The sequence below is a fragment of the Streptomyces sp. NPDC058371 genome (assembly GCF_042723265.1).
Lineage (GTDB): Bacteria > Actinomycetota > Actinomycetes > Streptomycetales > Streptomycetaceae > Streptomyces.
This window is the reverse complement of sequence record NZ_JBHXJC010000001.1, coordinates 1,492,609-1,510,359: the sequence shown is the minus strand read 5'-3', so window position 1 is coordinate 1,510,359 and position 17,751 is coordinate 1,492,609. Positions and strand designations below refer to the sequence as shown.

Here is a 17,751-nt window from a genome sequence, read left to right as displayed (position 1 = left end):
GGCATGAGAGCAGTGCCTGGCGGTATACGGGGAAAATCCAGGGGAACGGACGGCCGCGCGCTGCTACGGTCGGGCGCCATGAGCTGGCTTCCCGATGACTTCGTCCACCCCGTCCTGGTACCGCTGCCGGGCGGTGGTCATCACCTGCGGCCGATCCGGGAAGCGGACACCCCGCTCGACTATCCGGCTGTGATGGGTTCGCGCGAGCGGCTGTGGACCAGCTTCGGCCCGGCCTGGGGCTGGCCCGCGGCCACCATGACCTACGAGGCCGACCAGGCCGACCTGTTGCGGCACGAGAAGGAGATCGCCGCACACCAGTCCTTCAACTACGCGCTGTTCGACGCGGCGGAGACAGCTTTGCTCGGCTGCGTCTACATCGACCCGCCGGAGAGGGCCGGCGCGGACGGCGAGATCTCCTGGTGGGTGGTGGACGAGTTGGTGGGCAGCAAGGTCGAGCAAGCCCTCGACGCGCTGGTGCCGCAGTGGATCACCGCCGACTGGCCGTTCGAGCAGCCGCGCTTCCTCGGCCGCGAGATCTCCTGGTCGGACTGGCTCGCCCTGCCGGAGCATCCCGACACATAAGACATCGTTTCTTTTGGCGCCTGTCCGTCGTCGACGTTGTCTTGGTATTGCGGTGTGAGAGCCTCCGGGCATGAGTTACGACTTGGCCGTCTGGGAAGGAGAGCGGCCGGCGGATGACAGGAGCGCCGGACGAGTCTTCACCGATCTCTTCGACCGCTACCTGGAGCCGGATGTGGACTCTCCTCCGACCGAGTGCATCGCGGCTTACGTTGCCGCGCTTGTTGAGCGGTGGGGTGACGTGACTGATGATGTGGAGGACGCATCGCCTTGGGCCGCAGGGCCGTTGATCGGCGGGGCCGCTGGCCCGCTCGTCTACTTCCCGATGAGTTGGAGCAGGGCTGAGGAGGTCTCTGCTTGGGCAGCGGCTCTCGCGGACTCGATGGGGCTGGTCTGCTTTGATCCTCAGCAGAATCGACTCAGGTCCTGACGGACTTCGTCAGACTGCGGTATCCGATCAGAAGGGCCGCCAGACCGACGAAGGCGAGGAAGTGCCCGGCCTTGCGTTCGTAGCGACGGTGCAGGGCGGCGGCATCCGGCGAGCCAGGACACCGTCCTCTCCACGACCCAGCGGTGACGGCCCAGCCTCGCAGTCCGTCAAGGCGGATGCCGTCGTCGGATTGGACAGCCGTGGCTTCGACGGCGGCAAGCTGGTCAACGGCCGCAAGCGGCACGTCGTGGTCGACTCGGCCTGCTGCTGGGCGTGATGGTCACCGCCGCGGACACCGGCGTCCGCGCCGCCGCACAGGTCCTGCTTGAGCCGGTGGCTGACGCGCACCTCCGCCTCGCCCTGGTCTGGGCCGACGGCGGCTAGACCGGCCCCCTCGTCGAATACTGCCTGGCCACGCTCGCCCTGGTCCTCTCGATCGTCAAACGCAGCGACGACATGCGCGGCTTCGTGGTCCTGCCGAAGCGATGGATCGCCGAGCGCCTCTTCGCCCGCCCACTCCTGCCATTCCCGCTCGGCCTGGATGCGGCCGGCCTCCTCCCGCAGCTCATCCACACGCCGACGAGCACCCAACTCACGCTGTTCCAACAGCCCAACCACCGACGGCATCCACGACCTCCCGGGAAGCGACAGCACGACAGGCCACTACTCCCACGGAACCGCCGCCTCTACGCCCGACCAGCGGAAACACAGTCTTCGACTCCGGAAAGACAACAGCCTCTAAGCGAGGGCGAACCGCATTGAGGTAGCCGACAACGAACCGACGAAGGTGATGGTGCGGGACACCAAGGAACCCAGTTGCGGAACCATGGCCGTGCAGCCGGTCACTTGGGGTAATTCGTGGAGTTCGCCGAGCAGGGACAGGGGTGTGGATCGCCCCGGCCGGTACCAGGGCAACGGAGCGATAGTGATAGTCAGCACGCCGGACGGCCCAGCTCCGCGACCCTTCGCGTGAAGGTCGTGGTGCGGAAGGCAAAGGGGCACACTGTGGGGTCAATCCTCCGCGGGGCGGTCGAGGGCGGCCAGCCCGGCCCGGGCATAGTTCTCCAGGCTCCGGTGGCACGACTGCACGGCGAAGGCGAGGGCTTCCTCCAGGTGATGCCGTGCCTCGTCGTGCCGGCCCAGCTGGACGTAGGCGTGGCCGAGGCCGTTCGCCGCACGTCCGCGAACCATGGCGTCGTCGGTCCGGCTCCCCACTTCCGCCGCCTCGGAGTAGTACCGCAGCGCCTTGCCGTAGTCGTGCAGGTCCCTGTGCACGCAGGCCAGCGCAATGAGGGCATAGCCCTGGAGGAGCAGGTCGTCGGCCCACCTGGCGTGCCGGAGCGCTTCGCGGGAGTGCTCCAACGCCTCGTCGTACCGACCCGAGTCCAGGTGCACGTGACCCAGGCCCGCGTGCGCATAGCCCTCCCCCAGTCGGTCGCCCGCCTTGCGGGCGAAGAGCAGTGACTCCTGCATCAGTTCGTACGCTTTCTCTCGATGGTCGAGCCACACGTGCACCCAGCCCAGGTGGTATGCGGCGAGGCTCTGGCCAGCGAAGTCGCTCTGCCGACGGCCGACTTCGAGTGCTGCCGCGTGCAGGGTGAGCGCGTCGTCGTAGCGGGCGCGCGTGTCGAGGTAACGGGCGAGCGTGGCGGAGAGCCCGGCGACGTGGCGCTGGCGACCTTGCTCGGCGGCGAGGCGCCCGGCGGCCATCAGGTTGGCCTGTTCGGCGCTGAGCCAGGCCAGGGCCGCGTCGGGGTCCCCGATGCCGGGGATCGGTCCAGGAACGGGCCCTGGCGGCGGCACGGGCGGACGCCGGGCCTTGTCGAAGGGACAGGCCGTGTCCATCGCGGCCGCAGCGACCGTGAGGTAGTGGTCCAGCAGCCCCGTCAGCGCCGCGTCGCGCACGCTCTCGGGCTCCTCGGTGCCGGCCAGTTGCTCGGCGTAGGCGCGCAGCAGGTCGTGGAAGCGGTAACGGCCGGCGACGGGCTGCTGCAGGAGGTGGACGTCGACGAGCTCCTCGAGCAGGTCCCGCACGCCGGAGACCGGACGGCCGACGAGGGCGGCCGCAGCGTATGCGTCGAAGTCGGGGCCGGGGTGTAGGGCGAGGAGGCAGAACAACTCCCTCTGCGGCGGCATGAGGTGCTGGTACGAGAGCGCGAACACCGCGGAGACGCTGCTGTGGTCGTCGCGCAGCTCGGCAAGCCGGCGTCCGCCGTCCCTCAGCCGCTCGGCAAGCTGGGAGACGGTCCAGGCGGGCCGGTGCCGCAGCCGGGCAGCTGCCAGCCGGACGGCGAGCGGGAGATGGCCGCAAAGGGCGAGGACCTCCGCCACGGTCCCGGGTTCGCGGTCCGGACGGCCGTCGCCGACGACACGCCGGAACAGCGAGCCGGCCTGGCCGGGCGTGAGGACGTCCAGGGAGACGAGGGCGGCGCTGTCGATACCGGCGAGCCTGCGGCGGCTGGTGATCAGGGTCAGACAACAGCGGGCCCCGGGCAGCAGGGGTCTGACCTGGGCACTGTCAACGGCGTTGTCGAGCACGACCAGCACACGGCGGCCCGCGAGGGTCGACCGCCACGCAGCGGCCCGGTCCTCGGTGCTCTCCGGGATCGCGTCACCCGGCACCCCCATCGCCCGGAGCAGCTTCTCCAACGCGACGGCCGCGGTGAGCGGCGGTTGTCCCGGGGTGTGCGCGTGCAGGTCGATGAAGAGCTGCCCGTCCGGATACTTCTCGGCCAGGTGATGGGCCAGCCGCACGGCGAGCGTCGTCTTTCCGATACCGGCCATGCCATCGATCGCGGAGATCGACACCGTGGTGAGCGCCGCGGTCCCGGCGGTGTCCCGCACCGCGAGAGCCAGCCCGTCCAGTTCCCCCTCCCGACCGGTGAAGTCGCCGATGTCGTACGGCAGATCACACCGGACCCGCGCCCGGCTCACCGGCCCGGGCGCCGCCGGCACGGGATCGCCACGCAGGATCCGCTGCCGCAGCTCGCGTACCTCGGCCGCCGGCTCGATCCCGAGCTCCTCGCTCAGGATGTGCGTCAGCCGGCCGTACGCAGCCAGGGCCTCGGCCTGCAAACCGGCCCGGTGGAGCACGAGCATCAGCAGCCCGTGCAGGCTCTCCCTGAGCGGATGTTCCAACGTCAGCCCCCGCAACTCGGCGAGGAGCTCGGCATGTCGGCCCAGGGCGAGCCGGGCCCGTACCGACTGCTCGCAGACCGTAAGCCGACGCTCCTGGAGCCGTACCAACTCCGCCTCGGCCGAGCCCGCGAGCTCCACGCCCTCCGCCACCTCACCGCGCCATAACGCCAGCGCGCCGTCGAACTCCCGGGCCGCACGGACGTGATCGCCCTCCTCCATGGCACGCTCACCCCTGCCCGCCAACGCCTCGAACCGCAGCAGGTCGAGCTCTTCGGGCGCCACGGTGATCACGTAACCACCGGGCCTGGTCGCCACCCGCGGGCCGCCGCCCGCGCGGCCCAGCACCCGGCGCAGCGCCCCTACATGAGTCCGGATGTTGATCACGGCGGACGCCGGCGGGTTCTCGCCCCACACAGCCGCCACCAGCCGGCCCAGCGTCACGATCTCATTGGCCGACAGCAGCAGCGTGGCGAGCAGGGCCTGCTGCCGCCTCGCGCTCAGTGGCAGCACCGCCCCCTGATCCAGCACTTCCAGCGGCCCCAGTAATCGGAAATCCACCATTCCCCCCACAGCCCGGCGATCCGCGCCTGGTCAGGACGCGTTTCTCCACACTAATCAGAACCGCCGTCAACGAATGTGCCTTGGCTGTACTAGGCGTGTTCGTGTTCTGTACGGGGCGGACGCCAAGCTCACGTCCATGACCTGGCGGGCCCGGGAACCAGCCCGGAACGCCAACCGTGACTTGGGAGTTGTCATGAGACTTCGTACGTGGATCCTCTCGACCGTCACCGCGCTCAGCGCGACCGCCGCATGTCTGACCGGCGCGGGGGCGGCGCAGGCGAAGACCACGGACTGGGCCGGCGACGGCACCTACCGCATCACGAACGTCTACGGCCACGGCTGCCTCGACGTCAGGGACGCGAACAGCACCAACGGGTTTCCGGTCGACCAGTGGGACTGCTACAACGTCGCCAACCAGAAGTGGACCTTCGTCCCCACCGGCGACGACTACTTCTACATCACGGCCCAACACAGCGGGAAGTGCCTGACGGTCGACACCAGCCACCCCAACGGTGACTTCGGCGGCGACGTCAACCAGTGGCAGTGCCTGGGCCAGACGAACCAGATGTGGAAGCTGGTGAACGCGGGCAACGGTCATTACGCCCTGCTCGCCCGGCACAACGGCAAGGCCCTCGACCTGGACACCCGCACCGGCGGAGGTCTCGGCGCCCCCGTGCACAACTGGACCTACTACAACGGCAACAACAACAACCAGCTCTGGAACCTCACCAAGGTCGGCTGACATCCGGCCGCCGTGGGGGCCGCCTCCCCCCGGGGGAGAGGGCCGCACGGCGGACCTAGCGGGGGGGGGGTTGTCGGAGGGGGGCGGGGGAGGGGGGGGGGGAGGGCCCCCCCCCTGAACCCCCCCCCCCCCCGAACGCCCCCCCCACAAAAGTTATTCTCTCTTCCCCTTCCCCCCCCCCCTTTTTTCCCCCCCCCCCCCCGGCGCCCTCGGCGTAGGCGGGTCTGCCGACGGGCGCAGAGGCGGGAGGCGGCGAAGGCCGCGGTCATTCGTGCCTACTGCTGCTTCCACTGTCCTTTGGTGACCTCGTACCGTACGCCTCCGTGTTCGGCGCCCTCGATCATCTCCATGTCGGAGGGAGTGGGCATAGTGTCCGCGAGCGTCATTCGGATCTTCTCCATGATGTTGCGCGAACCGTGGTTCACGGCCATCGTCTCGGCCCAGACCATGCGCACACCGAGCTCCGTGAACGCCTTGCCCAGCAAAGCCCGCGAGACTTCGGTGGCATACCCCTTGCCCCAAGCCGCCTGCCGCAGCCGGTAGCCGAGTTCGACTTCGTCCAGCGGGCCCTGCGGTTCGGGACGCAGGCAGAACCAGCCGATGAACGCGCCACCGTCCTTCTCGTACGCGGCAAACAGTCCGAGGTCTCCGCCCCACTTCTCGTAGCCGGCGATGATGTTTGGCAGATGGCGCTCGCGGACGATCTCCGGGGCGGTCGGATTGCCCCCGGTCAGATAGCGCATCACCGCCGGGTCGCTGTCCAGCTCGATCAGCAGGTCCGCGTCATCGCCAGTGAAGCGGCGCAGGGCCAGGCGCCCGGTCTCCAGGTAGGTGTCCACGATTCGATCATGCCTGAAGCAAGTCGGGCAGCCCAATGGTTTCCTCGGCAACTCGGAGGCCTTGCCATGACGTCGCAGGATATGGAGACGGGTGTGCCCCGGTGCCGGCCCGGTCCCCGTTGCCTCGGAGGACCGGTCGTCCTCCTCCCATCCCCCTCCCCTCCGATGTGCCGTGCGCGGGCCCAGTGGCCTGGCTGCGGGCAGTCGCTGGGCATCCCGCAGCGGGCGGCCCGCCCGCGACGTCGCATTGGGCGGCCCCGTCCAGCCGGTCCCCGTACCACCCCGCCTGCCTCGGCTTGGCCTCCGACGTTCCGGCATCAATCTTCGCCGAACTAGGGCTTCAACCGCCGGTTGCCTGAGACGCGGCACCGGCCGCATTGCCTGATGCGGGCCCTGCCCTGGGGTTTCTTGCAGACTTGGCGAGGTGCCTTCTCATGCCCGCGATCAGTCGCCATTACCCGATCGAGGCTCCGGGCAGGGCGGCCGGTAGCGCACGCCGGGGAGGTAGTGCTCCCATTCGGTGCGGGTGATGGGTGGGTGGGCGAGGGAGCAGACGCGTGCGGTGGCGCGGTCGATGTCGGTTTCCCACAGCCGCAGAGTGTGGTCGTTGCCGCCGGTAGCGAGGGTGTGGCCATCGGGGCTGAACACCAGCGTGGGGACGGCGAGTTCGTTCCCGGTGAGGGCGCCCAGTTGCTTGGGCTGCCGGGGGTCGCTCACGTCCCACACGCGGGCTTTCTGGCCGCCTTCGCCAGTGGCGAGGCGGCGGCCGTCCGGGGTGAATGCCACCGCGTATACGGGGCTGGTGTAGCCGGTCAGCAGCGCCAGTTGCCGCGGATGGCGAAGGTCGGTCATGTCCAGCAGCCGTACGGCGTTGCCGGCGGTGTTCACGGTGGCCAAGACGCGGCCGTCGGGGCTGAAGGCATTGGACGGGACGGAGTCGGAAGCGAAGGCGAAATCCAGTGCGCTCGGCCGTCGCGGATCGGCGATGTCCCACAGCGTGGACTTCCCCCTGCCGCCGGTAGCCAGCGTGCGGCCGTCCGGACTGAACACAACCGCTCCGCCATCTCCTTGGTACCCGCCGAGGCGAGCCAGCGCCTTGGGGTTCTTGCGGTCGGTCACATCCCACAACCGCACTGTCCGGAACCCGGAGGTGGCGAGGGTTCGGCCGTCCGGGCTGAACGATGCCGATGCCGCCTCACCCGCATGCGGCTCGATCACGGTCAGCCGCCGTGCGGTGCGGGGGTCCGCCACGTCCCACAGCCATACCGTGCCGTCGTTGCTGGCGCTCGCCAGTGTGTGCCCGTCCGGGCTGAACGCCACCGAGCGGATGAAGTCCCGCTGACCGGTCAGCGTTGCCAGCAGCAGCCGGGGGTGGCCGGCGGCGACGTCCCACAGCCGTATGGTGCGGTCCCAGCTTCCGGAGGCGAGGACCTTGCCGTCCGGGCTGAACGCCATCGTGTCGATGACATCGTCGTGGAAGAACAAGGGGAGTTCCCGCAGATCGTGCAGGGCTGAGCCGGCTGCCAGGGTGGTCCCGTCCGGGTTGAACGCGGCGGCGTAGACGCCGTCCGGAAGGTTGGTTTGCATGCTCGGATGCCGGGGATCGGACATGTCCCAGAGAAAAGTGCCGCCACCCGTGGAGGCCAGCGTGCGGCCGTCCGGGCTGAAGGCCACGGACCAGACCAGGGTGGTGTGGCCGGTCAGGGTGGCCACGCTGCGGGGAGCGCTCGGGCGGGTGATGTCCCAGACCCGGACTGTATGGTCCCAGCTGGCAGTGGCGAGCGTATGTCCGTCCGGGCTGAACGCTGCCGACCAGACCGCGCGGGTGTGTCCGGTCAACACCCCCAGCTTCCCAGGGGCGTGCGGGTCGCTGATGTCCCACAGCCGTGCGGTGGTGTCACCGGTCGTGGCCAGCATGCGTCCGTCGGGACTGAACGTCACCGACGTGAGACTGCCGGTGTGACCGCGCATCGTAGCCAGCCGCTCCGGCCGACGCGGATCGCTCACGTCCCACAATTCCGCTGTCTTGTCCCGGTTGGCCGTGGCCATGGTCCGGCCGTCCGGACTGAGCGCCACCCACATGACGTCGCCGATACCGTTAGTGATCGTGGCGAGCAAGCCGAGGTGCCGAGCATCGGTCACGTCCCACAGCACCACCTCGTTGCCGTCGGCCGCGGCGAGGACATCGCCCGTACGGTTGAAAGCCACCGCCTGAAACTCACCGGGCCGGCGGATGACGGTGAGCTGACGGGGATGGTGAGCGTCCCGCACGTCCCACAGCCGGACGGTTCGGTCCCATCCCGCCGTGGCGAGTAGCCGCCCGTTCGGGGAGAACGCCAGCGAGACCAGGTCCCTGGTGTGGCCGATCAGCGGGGCGGCGTATGGCGTTGCGGAGGCGCTGAGCAGGCCATCGCGGGTCTCCTGGTTCGGGGCCAGCTGATAGGCGGCCAGCCCCAGTTGGGCCGCGAGCGCCGGATTGCCCCCGCGTATGTCGTCGGCTGCTGCCGCCGCTCGCCGAGCGAGAGCGGCATCGCGCTCCTCGGTGGCGGTCTGCCGAGCCTGGACGGCGAGTACGGCAGACGTGACGGCGAGCATCAGGGCGGCCGTGAGCAGCGCAACGAGCTGCCACAGCTTGCGGGTACGACGACGGGCGGCGGCCTCGGCGGCCGCCTCGGCGGCGCGGCTCGCGGACAGGAAACGGCGTTCGCGATCGGTGAGCGAGCCCTCGTGGGCGTCGGCCCATTCCGTTGCCAGCGCCAGCCAGGTGCCTCGGAAGAGACTGTGCTCGTCGCGGTGCCCGCTCTCCCATGTATCGGTGGCGTCGGTGAGCCGGCGGTGGATCCGCAGGCCATTGCGATCCTCAGTGAGCCAGTCCCGTAACCGCGGCCAGTTGCCGATGAGGGCTTCGTGGGTGATGTCGATCCAGTCCCGGTCGAGAGTGACCAACCGACGCCGGGCCAGCGCTTCGACAACGACATCGGTGCCAGGATGCGCATCCAGCTCACGCCGCTGGATACGGCGCTTGGTGTCCTCGGTGCCCTCGCCCAGCGCGGTCAGGCGCAGGAAGATCCCGCGTGCCAGGTCCTGCTGGGCCGGGGACAGCGCGGTGTAGGCCGCCTCGGCACTGTGCGCAACCGCGTGCCGAATGCCACCGGCCGCTCGATAGCCGCCTACGGTGAGACGGTTGCCACTGCGCCGTCGCCAGGTCTCTGCCATGGCGTGCGAGACCAGCGGCAGCGCACCGGACTGACCTGTCGCGTCGGCGACCACAGCCGCCAGCAGCGGACCCTCCACACTGCACCCCGCGCTGACCGCAGGTCGCGCGATGGCTTCGCGCAGTTCCTCGCTGCTCATGGGCCCGACCATGATCTGCGCATCCCGCAACGCGTCGGCCAGGGCGGGGTTCTGGGCACAGTGGCCGTAGAAGTCGGCGCGGACGCCGAGCACAACACGGGCCCGGCTGGTCGCAGTTCCGACCGCGGCGAGCAGAGCCGCAATGAACCGGTCACGTTCGTCAAGGTCGGAGCACAGGGTGAAGACCTCCTCGAACTGATCGACCACGATCAGCAGGTCGACATCCGCGGGCCGGTCGGCCAAGGCGTGCCGGATACGCAGATGGAGATTGCTGGAATCGTCGAGGAACTCCGCCTTGAGCATGCCCGGGGAATCACCGGTGAGTTCCGCCATCCCAACGGCACACTCCTCCAGCGGGCTGGTCCCTGGCGAGAGCAGCAGAACGGGTAGGGGCGTGCCGCCCAGCCCCGTATTTTCCGCCACGGCGACCAGGCCCGCCCTCAATAGCGAGGATTTCCCGCACCCCGACGGGCCGAAAACGGCCGTGAGCCGCTGCCGGCTCGCCTTCGTCACCAGTTCGCTGACGAGCCTGTCCCGGCCGAAGAACCGATACGCGTCATCAGGCTGAAACGCAGCCAATCCCACGTATGGCGCGGCGGATTCGTCACGGTGAACCGCTCTGCGCATGCCGCCGTTCACCGAGGCGATATGGGCCGCGATGGCGTGCCATCGCTCTTCCCATTCCTCGCGATCCCCGTTACACGCCTCGGCGTACGCCAAGGTCACCGCAAGGCTTGGCAGAGAGCGACCTCCCGCAGCGTCCGAGAGTGTCGTTGCCGAGTAATGAGCACGCTTGGCCAGTTGCCGGTACGGAGGCGTGCCCGCAGCCTTCCTCAACCGCCGCAGCTCAGCCGCGAATCGCACGAGTGGACCATCCGCCTGGTCAAGCGGACTCTCGGAACGTGGCATGCCAGCTCTCCCCCGTGAGATGTCGACAGCACGGATTCTCCGGACCCTGCTGTCCGTTGTCCATCCCCTTTTCGCTGAGCCGACCAAATGCCTTACAGGGGCCCAGCGGTCAAGGAGCGCCCATTTCCAGCGGTATTCGAATTTCCGGCTTCGTAATCCCGATACTCGGCGTTACCGAAAAGGAGAACATCCATGCGAAGAATCGTCATGGGGCCGACGCGGGGACGCCCGGCGTCAACGCGGCATCCTGTTCCTGTGCACCCTGGGCCTGACCTGGATTGTCGTGATCCCCGGGATCTCCGCGGCGTCGGTCGAGGGCGTGGGCGCTCGACTGGTCGGCCGACGATCCGCGGATCGTCGAGGTCGCCGACATCCTGGAGCGCCTGATGATCCGCGCTGTGGAGGCCGGCGAGGTGAGGACCGACGGCTTCGATGACCGGTTCGTCGACCTGCTCGACACCACCATGGTCGAGTCCTCACGGGACGCCGAGCGAGTCTTGGCGATCCCGGAGGAGCGGGGTTGGAGGGGCTGGACCCGGATCGAAGGAGTGCCTGCCGACCGGATCAACACGCAGCTGCCGTCATCTTGAGGTAGCAGGTCAGGGGCCTGACGGCCAGGGCAGGTTCGGTCTGGCAGCCGAACTCGACCTGTTCGCACAACAGTTGACTACCGCAGGACCTTTCGCAGAGCCGACTGGCCTCCCATCCGCCCCGGGCAGCCGGACGTTGATCGCGTTCATTGTCCGGTGTTTGTTTGTCCGGCGTCCCGCCGCCGGAACCGGACAACGGCTACCCGGTAGACAACAGGCATGAGACAGCACACCGGACCCGGTAGCTCAGCGGGCTCCGCGTGCTCTCAGTGCAACGCCGTAATCCGCACGGAGAACAGGGAGAGAACGCATGATCAAGAACGCGCACAGCCTGCTTCGGCTGATCGCTGTCGCCACGGCCGCGGCGGTGACCGCAATCGGAATCGCGGTGCCGGCGCAGGCACAGGCGGCACCGATTTCCACCGTCACGTTCACCAACAGCTTCGAGGGGAACCCCTGGAACGACTGGCAGGGCCTCAAGAGCGGCGACGGCGTTGCGGGCGCTGACGTCAACGGGAACCCGGTCGTCGCCCGCACCGGCGTGAACAACGGGTGGCTCTACACCGGCACCGGCTGGGCCGCCGAGAAGATCGCGGTGTCGATCGGATCTTGGGGAGACCGATCCAACTGCTCAGCAAGCATCTGGGCCAATCCCGTCAGCTACGGTGCCGGAGTCGGCCTTGAAGTCTGGGACCCCAACGGGGCCAACGGGTGGGTGAAATTGACCAGCACCGCACCGGGGGTCAGCGCTGGCAAGTATCAGCAGATCACCACCCCGCCGCTGAACCTGAACGGACTCAGCACCGTGTACATCCAGGCGATCTACGGGAACAGCAAGGCAGTCGCGCAGTTCGTCCGTATCGACGATGTGAGTCTGACCTGCGTCTCCTGACCGCAGGCACCCGCCCAGGGCAGTTGCGTAGTCCTGGCAAGTGAACAAGCGTGCAGGTCCACGACGGTATGACGATGTCCGATGGACCTGGTCCATACGCAACGAAGCTCCGGTCATGCCGGTGACCTGACCAGTCGCCTGCACTGTCCGGAGCTTCGCCGTGCCTCCGGGGCCGGTGGAGGTCGCGCCTACGCATTCGGCGCAGATCCAGAAGTCGGGGCGGCGACACGGGGGAACGGCGGGCTCGATCCCCGCGAGCCCCTTCCGCCCGGGGTGAGCGGCTCCTCGAAGCCTCCGAACTCCCGCTCCCGGTTGACGAGATGGATCTCCAGAACCGAGTGACAGGCACGGCCCATCTCGGCCGGTACGGCGGAGTGTGGTGTCGTTGGCCGGGATGACGTACGACTCCATATCGGCGCCGTCGATCTTCCCGTGCGGTAACTCGGTGTGGCGGTGTGCCTTGCGCGAAGTGGGCGGGTCTATGTGCGTGCAGCGGGCGCTGCTGACGTCCCGACGCGCTGACGGAGTAGCGCCACTCCTGCCCGGTGCCGCTCATGACGACCTGCCAAGGCGCTTCGGGTGAGGGTGGTTGCGGATCTCGACGCTGCAGTCCGCCCGCGAGGCGCTGCCCGCAGCCCTGTACTCGAGCCTGTGACCGAGGCTCACCCAGCAAATATCGATGGCATACCCTCTGCCTCCCCTGCCACAGGACAACGAGCAGTGACCTGCTGAGAACCATCAGGGTTGCGTCCATGGAGATGGTGTACGGGTTCGACCTGATGCGGGGGTTTCCGGCGTCGGACGCGCCGCCGCGACCCTCGATGCCTACGTCAGGAGGGCTTCCCGCCCGACCCCGCCGTGGTGGAGACCCGCGCAGCGGTATCACCCTGACCCACCGGCTGGGCCTCCAGCTGACCTCGGGGCAGCACACCGCCAACGGTTGCAGTTTCGTGGGCGGGGGCGCCCCGGGCTTGCCGACCGGAGCGGGCACAGGATGTCGGGTCAGGCAGGGTGGGGTCTTCGTAGCGTGAGTGATCGAAAGGGAAGGAGGCCCGGGTGCTGGAGCGGCTGAACCAGGCCATGGAGCAAATCGAGCGGCGCCTTGATCAGCGGATCGAGGTGTCTGATCTGGCGCGGATCGCGCTGACGTCGGAGTACCACTTCCGGCGGATGTTCTCCGCGCTGGCGGGGATCCCGCTCTCGCAGTACATCCGGCGCAGGCGGCTGACGGTCGCGGGTGGCGAGGTGCTGGCCGGGGAACGGACGCTGCTGGATATCGCGGTGCGCTACGGCTACACCTCCGGGGAGGCGTTCGCCCGTGCGTTCCGCGCGATGCACGGCGTCGGTCCCGGCGAGGCCAGGCGGGCCGGTGCGCACCTACAGTCCCAGCCACGGATGTCCTTCCGCCTCATCGTCGAAGGGAGTAGCAGCATGCGGTACAGGATCGTGCAGAAGGAGGAGTTCCGTGTGGTCGGCAGGAAGGCACGCGTCCCCCTCGTGCACGAGGGGATGAACCCGGACATCGCCGCCTTCATCCGAGGCCTCGGCCAGGAGACGTTGCAGCGGATCCAGAGCCTGTCCGATCAGGAACCGGAGGGGATCGTCTCGGTGAGCGACAATCTGGACGACAGTCGCGCCGAGGGTACCGAACTCGACTACTACCACGGCGTGGTGAGCAGCGCCGTCGTTCCTGAGGACATGGAGGCGCTCACCGTCGCGGCCGGGACATGGGCCGTCTTCGAGAACTCCGGGCCGTTTCCGCAGGCGCTCCAGTACCTGTGGCGGGACGTGTTCACGCAGTGGTTCCCGTCCAATCCTTATCAGAGCCGGCCGGGACCCGAGATCCTGCGGACCCGGCTGTCACAGGACGCGGCACAGGCGGATGCGGAACTGTGGATCCCCGTGGAGCGGACTGCGCTCTGAGCGGTGGCGCGGCTACCGTGTGCCGGAGATGTTGATCAAAATGGTGGGCCGCCGTGGTCACCGCCGGACAGTGGCGGGATCGCTGTGCGCTGACGTCGATGCGATCGGCTCCGCGGGCCCGGCGGTGCGGCGGCGGGCGGCCGCTGTGCGCCGGCGGGCATCGGGCGGTGGTGCCCGTCGGGCAACAGGCCGTGGTGGTGGTGCATTGGCCGACCGGAGGTGATGGTGCGTTGGCCGACCATCGGTGATGGTGCGTTGGCCGACCGGCGTGGCGGGCAGGCGCTGTGCGCCGGCGCCCTCCGGTGGTGGTAGTGCGTTGGGCTGTGGTGTGGCGGGCTGTGTCCGGGCCGTCCCCTGTGCGGTCCGGACACAGCCAGGCCGGTGGCTCAGCTGTCGGTCGTGTGGCTACAGCCGGCCGGTGCCGCGGTTCGACCGGTGAGGGTCAGCGCGGCGTCTGGGTGGTGTGCCGGGGGTGCGGGTGGGGGGTCGCGCATGACACCTCAAGACGGGCAATCCCGCCGCAATCGATCTTTTGTCTGGCGTAAATGAATCATTGAGATTCGCGAGTGAATCGTCAACAACGCCAATCGAAAAGTGCCCTGCTTTCTCGGTAGTTGAGAAAGCAGGGCGCGTAGCCCCCCGAAGGGAACTCCCAGAAGTCCAAGAATCAACTTTCCTGGCCATGGGGAACTGTACGCCTGCCGGCTGCGGGCGTCCGCCCGTGGCAGGCCAACTCCGCCTCCAGGCGGTGTTGCAGGGGCCGCTACGCTGGCATCTCAGCTATTTCCGTCTGTGGAGGACACCCCTGTGCGTGCCATCGTCATGAAGTCATTCGGCGGACCTGAAGTCCTTCAGACGGCTGAGGCGCCCGATGTGACTCCACCGCGAGCGCATCGCGTCATCAGCGTCCGCAAAGCAGGGCTCAACTTCGCTGACGTACATGTCCGCACCGGCACCTACCTCGCGGATGTGGAACTGCCGTATATCCCGGGCAATGAGGTCATGGGCGTCGACGAGCAAGGGCAGCGGGTCGTCGCCCTGACCCGGGGCGGCGGGTACGCCGAGCAGGTCGCCGCGCACCGCATGACCACCTGGGCGGTACCGGACGAAGTCAGCGACGAGCAGGCACTCGCCCTGACCCTGCAGGGCAACACCGCCTGGCACCTGCTGCACACCTGCCTCAGCCTGACCGACTCGGACACCGTCGTCGTCTCCGCGGCGGCCGGAGGGGTCGGCTCCCTCGCGGTGCAGCTGGCCGCACAGTCCGGGGCGCGTGTCATCGGCCTGGCCTCCACCCCCGAACGCCGCGACCTGGCCGTACAGCTCGGGGCATCGGCCGTGGCCGACTCCCGGGCCGAGGACCTCACACAGGCCGTACTCGATGCGGCCGGCGGCCCGGTCACCGCCGTACTGGAAATGACGGGCGGGCGCGTGCACGAACAACTGCTCGCCACCCTCGCGCCGCTGGGCAGAATCGCCGTGTACGGCTACGCGGGCGGCACACCCGCCCCGGCCGCCGGCCGCATGATCCTGGAACGCTCCCTGACGGTCCGCGGTCTGTGGCTGCCGCACCTCTACGCCGTGCGCGGCGCACTCGCCCAGTCCATGACCGCCCTGTTCGAAGCAACCGTTGCTGGGACTCTGCGGCCCATCACCGGACAGCAGTGGCCACTTGAACAGGCGGCCGACGCGCACCGCGCGCTGCAATCGCGCACCGTCACGGGAAAGGCCATGCTCCATGTCTCCGGCTAAAATCCCAACCGGGGCAGCGCAGACGGCTCAGACCACACAGACAGCAGTGACGGCGGCGGCGATACGGGGGCAGTCCATGACCACCATTCCGGGCGGATCCAGCGTGGCGGCCCGCGCCTACTACGTGCAGGAGCGACTGGCCTCGCTGGGGCCCGGACCCCACTCGCTGCACGACATTGCGGAAGCCTGCCAGTACGACGACGCCACCACCTCACGCATCCTCACTGCCGGCATCTACCGCAAGGTCTACAAACGACCCTCCCGCGGCATGTACCAACTCGCCCGCCCCCTCTCCGATTTGGCCTACGCCCTCCCCCACGGCCCCACCCACGAACAAGCACAGCGAGCCCTGCAGGAACTCCGCGAAGCCACCGACCAAGGCCTCGCCTTCCTCTACATGAAGTCGCCCGGCATGACCGCGGGCCGCCAATGCGCGGACATGGCCGTCGGCGACTCCGACCTGGTCGAGCTGGGCATGACCCCCCGCGACGTCCTGTCCGTCACCCGCAGTCTGCGCACCGGAGCCAGCGGACGCGCCATCCTCGCCTACCTGCCCACACCCATCCAGGCCCACGTACTCGCCGAACCCGTACCCCAGGAAGCCGGACCCGGCGTCATCCGCGACAGAGACACCCTGGAAGCCTCCCTCGTCGACATCCGCGAGCAGGGCTACGCCCTCGGCTACCAAGAGTGCATGAAAAACTGGAACTCCATCGCCGCCCCCGTCTTCGACGGCGACTCCATCACCGCCTCCGTCCTCCTCCTCCGCCCCGCCCTACAAATGCAGCGCGCCCCCGCCCCCTACATCGACGCCACCAAACACGCCGCCGCCACCCTCAGCACCACCTGACCCCCACCATGGGGACTACCCGTGGACACGGGAAGGCGTCCCGTAGTTGGGAACGGGCATCGCTGGTCGTCAGGATGGAGCAGCATCTGTGGATCGCCGTGCCGTGACATGTCGATGAGCGTCGATGAAAACCGACAGGGCTCGGACCACCACATCATCTGCCGCCGCGACCACCAACCCCGCCGTCACCGCCCTCATCCGCCACCTAAGCAACGCCGGAACCTTCCACCGACCCCAACACCCCCAACCCGCACGCGAGTTGGAACATCCCCACCACAGCGCGGCCACCGACAACACCACGCCGGACCGACCGACGTGACCTCTTGCATGCAGACCCCCTACACGCCAAACGCCGGCCACCTCCCACAGCCGAACAGCCGACTCACGATCAGCCACACTCACCACATCCCACCCCGGCCCAACCCACGAGCAACCACGCTCAACCCCCGTTCCTGCCAGGCGAGTTCACCGACGCACTCCGCCGCCACCTACGCAGGAGACGCTCTGCGACGGCGGATCTGAGCAGATGTTTGCAACTCACCTCATGGGACCGAGTCCGACGGACCGGGAGACGGTTGATCTCTGTTCCGGAATCTGAGGCCCCCCGCCCAGCGGCGTGCGATAGCTTGCCCGCTATGACTGAGCTTGGACCCGACGCCTGGCCACCTGCCCCGATCAGGACCGAACGGCTCGTGCTCCGTCAGCCCCAGGCCCGAGACCGTACGGCGTTCATCGAACTGCACGCCTCACCGCAGGTGCATACCTACCTCGGTGATCCGCGACCGCGTGAGGAGCTCGAGCGCACCGTGCCCGAGATGTCCCGACCGCGGCCCGGCCTATTCGTAATCGATCTCGACGCAGCGATGATCGGCATGGTCAAGCTCGATCGCCACGACACCGAAAGTCCTGGACACGTCCGTCCAGATGTCGGGAAGACCGAACTCGGCTATCTCTTCCTGCCGCAAGCGTGGGGACACGGATACGCCACCGAAGCGTGCACAGCGGCACTCGACTGGTTCGCCCACACACATCCCCGCGAACCGGTGGTACTGCGCACCCAAACCGCCAACAAGCGCTCGATGCACCTCGCGACAAGGCTGGGCTTCACCGAAGTGGAACGGTTCAAGGACTACGGCGCCGAACAGTGGCTCGGCGTCTGGCCCTCGATCACGCCATCCGATTGAAATCCTGC

12 protein-coding genes and 2 pseudogenes are annotated in these 17,751 nt (G+C 68.4%); 9 read left to right on the top strand and 5 right to left on the bottom strand.

The window, feature by feature from the left end:
• Positions 1–78 precede the first annotated feature (78 nt).
• On the top strand, positions 79–582 hold the full coding sequence (locus ACFWM2_RS06640) for an N-acetyltransferase (RefSeq protein WP_383273671.1): 504 nt from the start codon (positions 79–81) through the stop codon (positions 580–582).
• Between the two features lie 70 nt (positions 583–652).
• Positions 653–1,009, top strand: a complete 357-nt coding sequence (locus tag ACFWM2_RS06635) for a hypothetical protein (protein WP_383273669.1) — start codon at positions 653–655, stop codon at positions 1,007–1,009.
• On the opposite strand, the pseudogene ACFWM2_RS06630 reads toward ACFWM2_RS06635, so the two are convergent.
• Both ACFWM2_RS06630 and ACFWM2_RS06625 read right to left on the bottom strand, forming a co-directional pair.
• Positions 999–1,167 (bottom strand): annotated as a pseudogene (locus tag ACFWM2_RS06630) (transposase); the annotation flags it as partial. The gene ACFWM2_RS06635 and the pseudogene ACFWM2_RS06630 overlap by 11 nt on opposite strands.
• A gap of 853 nt (positions 1,168–2,020) precedes the next feature.
• Positions 2,021–4,657: a BTAD domain-containing putative transcriptional regulator gene (locus ACFWM2_RS06625; protein ID WP_383273667.1), complete on the bottom strand. Its 2,637-nt coding sequence runs from the start codon at positions 4,655–4,657 to the stop codon at positions 2,021–2,023.
• A 244-nt stretch (positions 4,658–4,901) separates the two neighbouring features.
• Between ACFWM2_RS06625 and ACFWM2_RS06620 the strand changes: the two genes are divergently transcribed.
• The gene (locus ACFWM2_RS06620) at positions 4,902–5,450 is read left to right on the top strand and encodes an RICIN domain-containing protein (RefSeq protein WP_383273665.1); all 549 of its coding nucleotides are present in this window, start codon (positions 4,902–4,904) and stop codon (positions 5,448–5,450) included.
• Between the two features lie 275 nt (positions 5,451–5,725).
• On the opposite strand, the gene ACFWM2_RS06615 is transcribed toward ACFWM2_RS06620, so the two are convergent.
• Both ACFWM2_RS06615 and ACFWM2_RS06610 read right to left on the bottom strand, forming a co-directional pair.
• On the bottom strand, positions 5,726–6,289 hold the full coding sequence (locus tag ACFWM2_RS06615) for a GNAT family N-acetyltransferase (protein WP_383273663.1): 564 nt from the start codon (positions 6,287–6,289) through the stop codon (positions 5,726–5,728).
• Positions 6,290–6,733: 444 nt separating this feature from the next.
• Positions 6,734–10,552 carry a helix-turn-helix domain-containing protein gene (locus ACFWM2_RS06610; protein WP_383273661.1) on the bottom strand — a complete coding sequence of 1,273 codons (3,819 nt, stop codon included), beginning with the start codon at positions 10,550–10,552 and terminating at the stop codon, positions 6,734–6,736.
• A 386-nt stretch (positions 10,553–10,938) separates the two neighbouring features.
• Here ACFWM2_RS06610 and ACFWM2_RS06605 point away from each other — a divergent pair, with 386 nt between their 5' ends.
• Both ACFWM2_RS06605 and ACFWM2_RS06600 read left to right on the top strand, forming a co-directional pair.
• Positions 10,939–11,142 carry a hypothetical protein gene (locus ACFWM2_RS06605; protein ID WP_383273659.1) on the top strand — a complete coding sequence of 68 codons (204 nt, stop codon included), beginning with the start codon at positions 10,939–10,941 and terminating at the stop codon, positions 11,140–11,142.
• Positions 11,143–11,452: 310 nt separating this feature from the next.
• Positions 11,453–12,034, top strand: a complete 582-nt coding sequence (locus tag ACFWM2_RS06600) for a hypothetical protein (protein WP_383273657.1) — start codon at positions 11,453–11,455, stop codon at positions 12,032–12,034.
• Positions 12,035–12,309: 275 nt separating this feature from the next.
• Here the strand turns inward: ACFWM2_RS06600 and ACFWM2_RS06595 are convergent.
• Positions 12,310–12,490, bottom strand: a pseudogene (locus tag ACFWM2_RS06595) (aminopeptidase); the annotation flags it as partial.
• A 600-nt stretch (positions 12,491–13,090) separates the two neighbouring features.
• On the opposite strand from ACFWM2_RS06595, the gene ACFWM2_RS06590 reads away from it, so the two are divergent.
• From ACFWM2_RS06590 to ACFWM2_RS06575, 4 genes are all read left to right on the top strand, one after another.
• Positions 13,091–13,957: a GyrI-like domain-containing protein gene (locus tag ACFWM2_RS06590; protein ID WP_383273655.1), complete on the top strand. Its 867-nt coding sequence runs from the start codon at positions 13,091–13,093 to the stop codon at positions 13,955–13,957.
• Positions 13,958–14,830: 873 nt separating this feature from the next.
• Entirely contained in the window at positions 14,831–15,709 is an 879-nt protein-coding gene (locus tag ACFWM2_RS06585) for a zinc-binding alcohol dehydrogenase family protein (RefSeq protein ID WP_383273653.1), read from the top strand.
• 76 nt (positions 15,710–15,785) lie between these two features.
• Positions 15,786–16,559, top strand: a complete 774-nt coding sequence (locus tag ACFWM2_RS06580; RefSeq protein WP_383273650.1) for an IclR family transcriptional regulator C-terminal domain-containing protein — start codon at positions 15,786–15,788, stop codon at positions 16,557–16,559.
• A gap of 635 nt (positions 16,560–17,194) precedes the next feature.
• On the top strand, positions 17,195–17,743 hold the full coding sequence (locus ACFWM2_RS06575; protein WP_383273648.1) for a GNAT family N-acetyltransferase: 549 nt from the start codon (positions 17,195–17,197) through the stop codon (positions 17,741–17,743).
• Positions 17,744–17,751 lie beyond the last annotated feature (8 nt).

Bases quoted from the DNA above. Each gene is read 5' to 3' on its own strand.
- ACFWM2_RS06575 (WP_383273648.1), top strand. From the start codon at position 17,195: ATGACTGAGCTTGGACCCGACGCCTGGCCACCTGCCCCGATCAGGACC.
- ACFWM2_RS06620 (WP_383273665.1), top strand. From the start codon at position 4,902: ATGAGACTTCGTACGTGGATCCTCTCGACCGTCACCGCGCTCAGCGCG.
- ACFWM2_RS06600 (WP_383273657.1), top strand. From the start codon at position 11,453: ATGATCAAGAACGCGCACAGCCTGCTTCGGCTGATCGCTGTCGCCACG.
- ACFWM2_RS06580 (WP_383273650.1), top strand. From the start codon at position 15,786: ATGACCACCATTCCGGGCGGATCCAGCGTGGCGGCCCGCGCCTACTAC.
- ACFWM2_RS06610 (WP_383273661.1), bottom strand. From the start codon at position 10,552: ATGCCACGTTCCGAGAGTCCGCTTGACCAGGCGGATGGTCCACTCGTG.
- ACFWM2_RS06640 (WP_383273671.1), top strand. From the start codon at position 79: ATGAGCTGGCTTCCCGATGACTTCGTCCACCCCGTCCTGGTACCGCTG.
- ACFWM2_RS06635 (WP_383273669.1), top strand. From the start codon at position 653: ATGAGTTACGACTTGGCCGTCTGGGAAGGAGAGCGGCCGGCGGATGAC.
- ACFWM2_RS06605 (WP_383273659.1), top strand. From the start codon at position 10,939: ATGATCCGCGCTGTGGAGGCCGGCGAGGTGAGGACCGACGGCTTCGAT.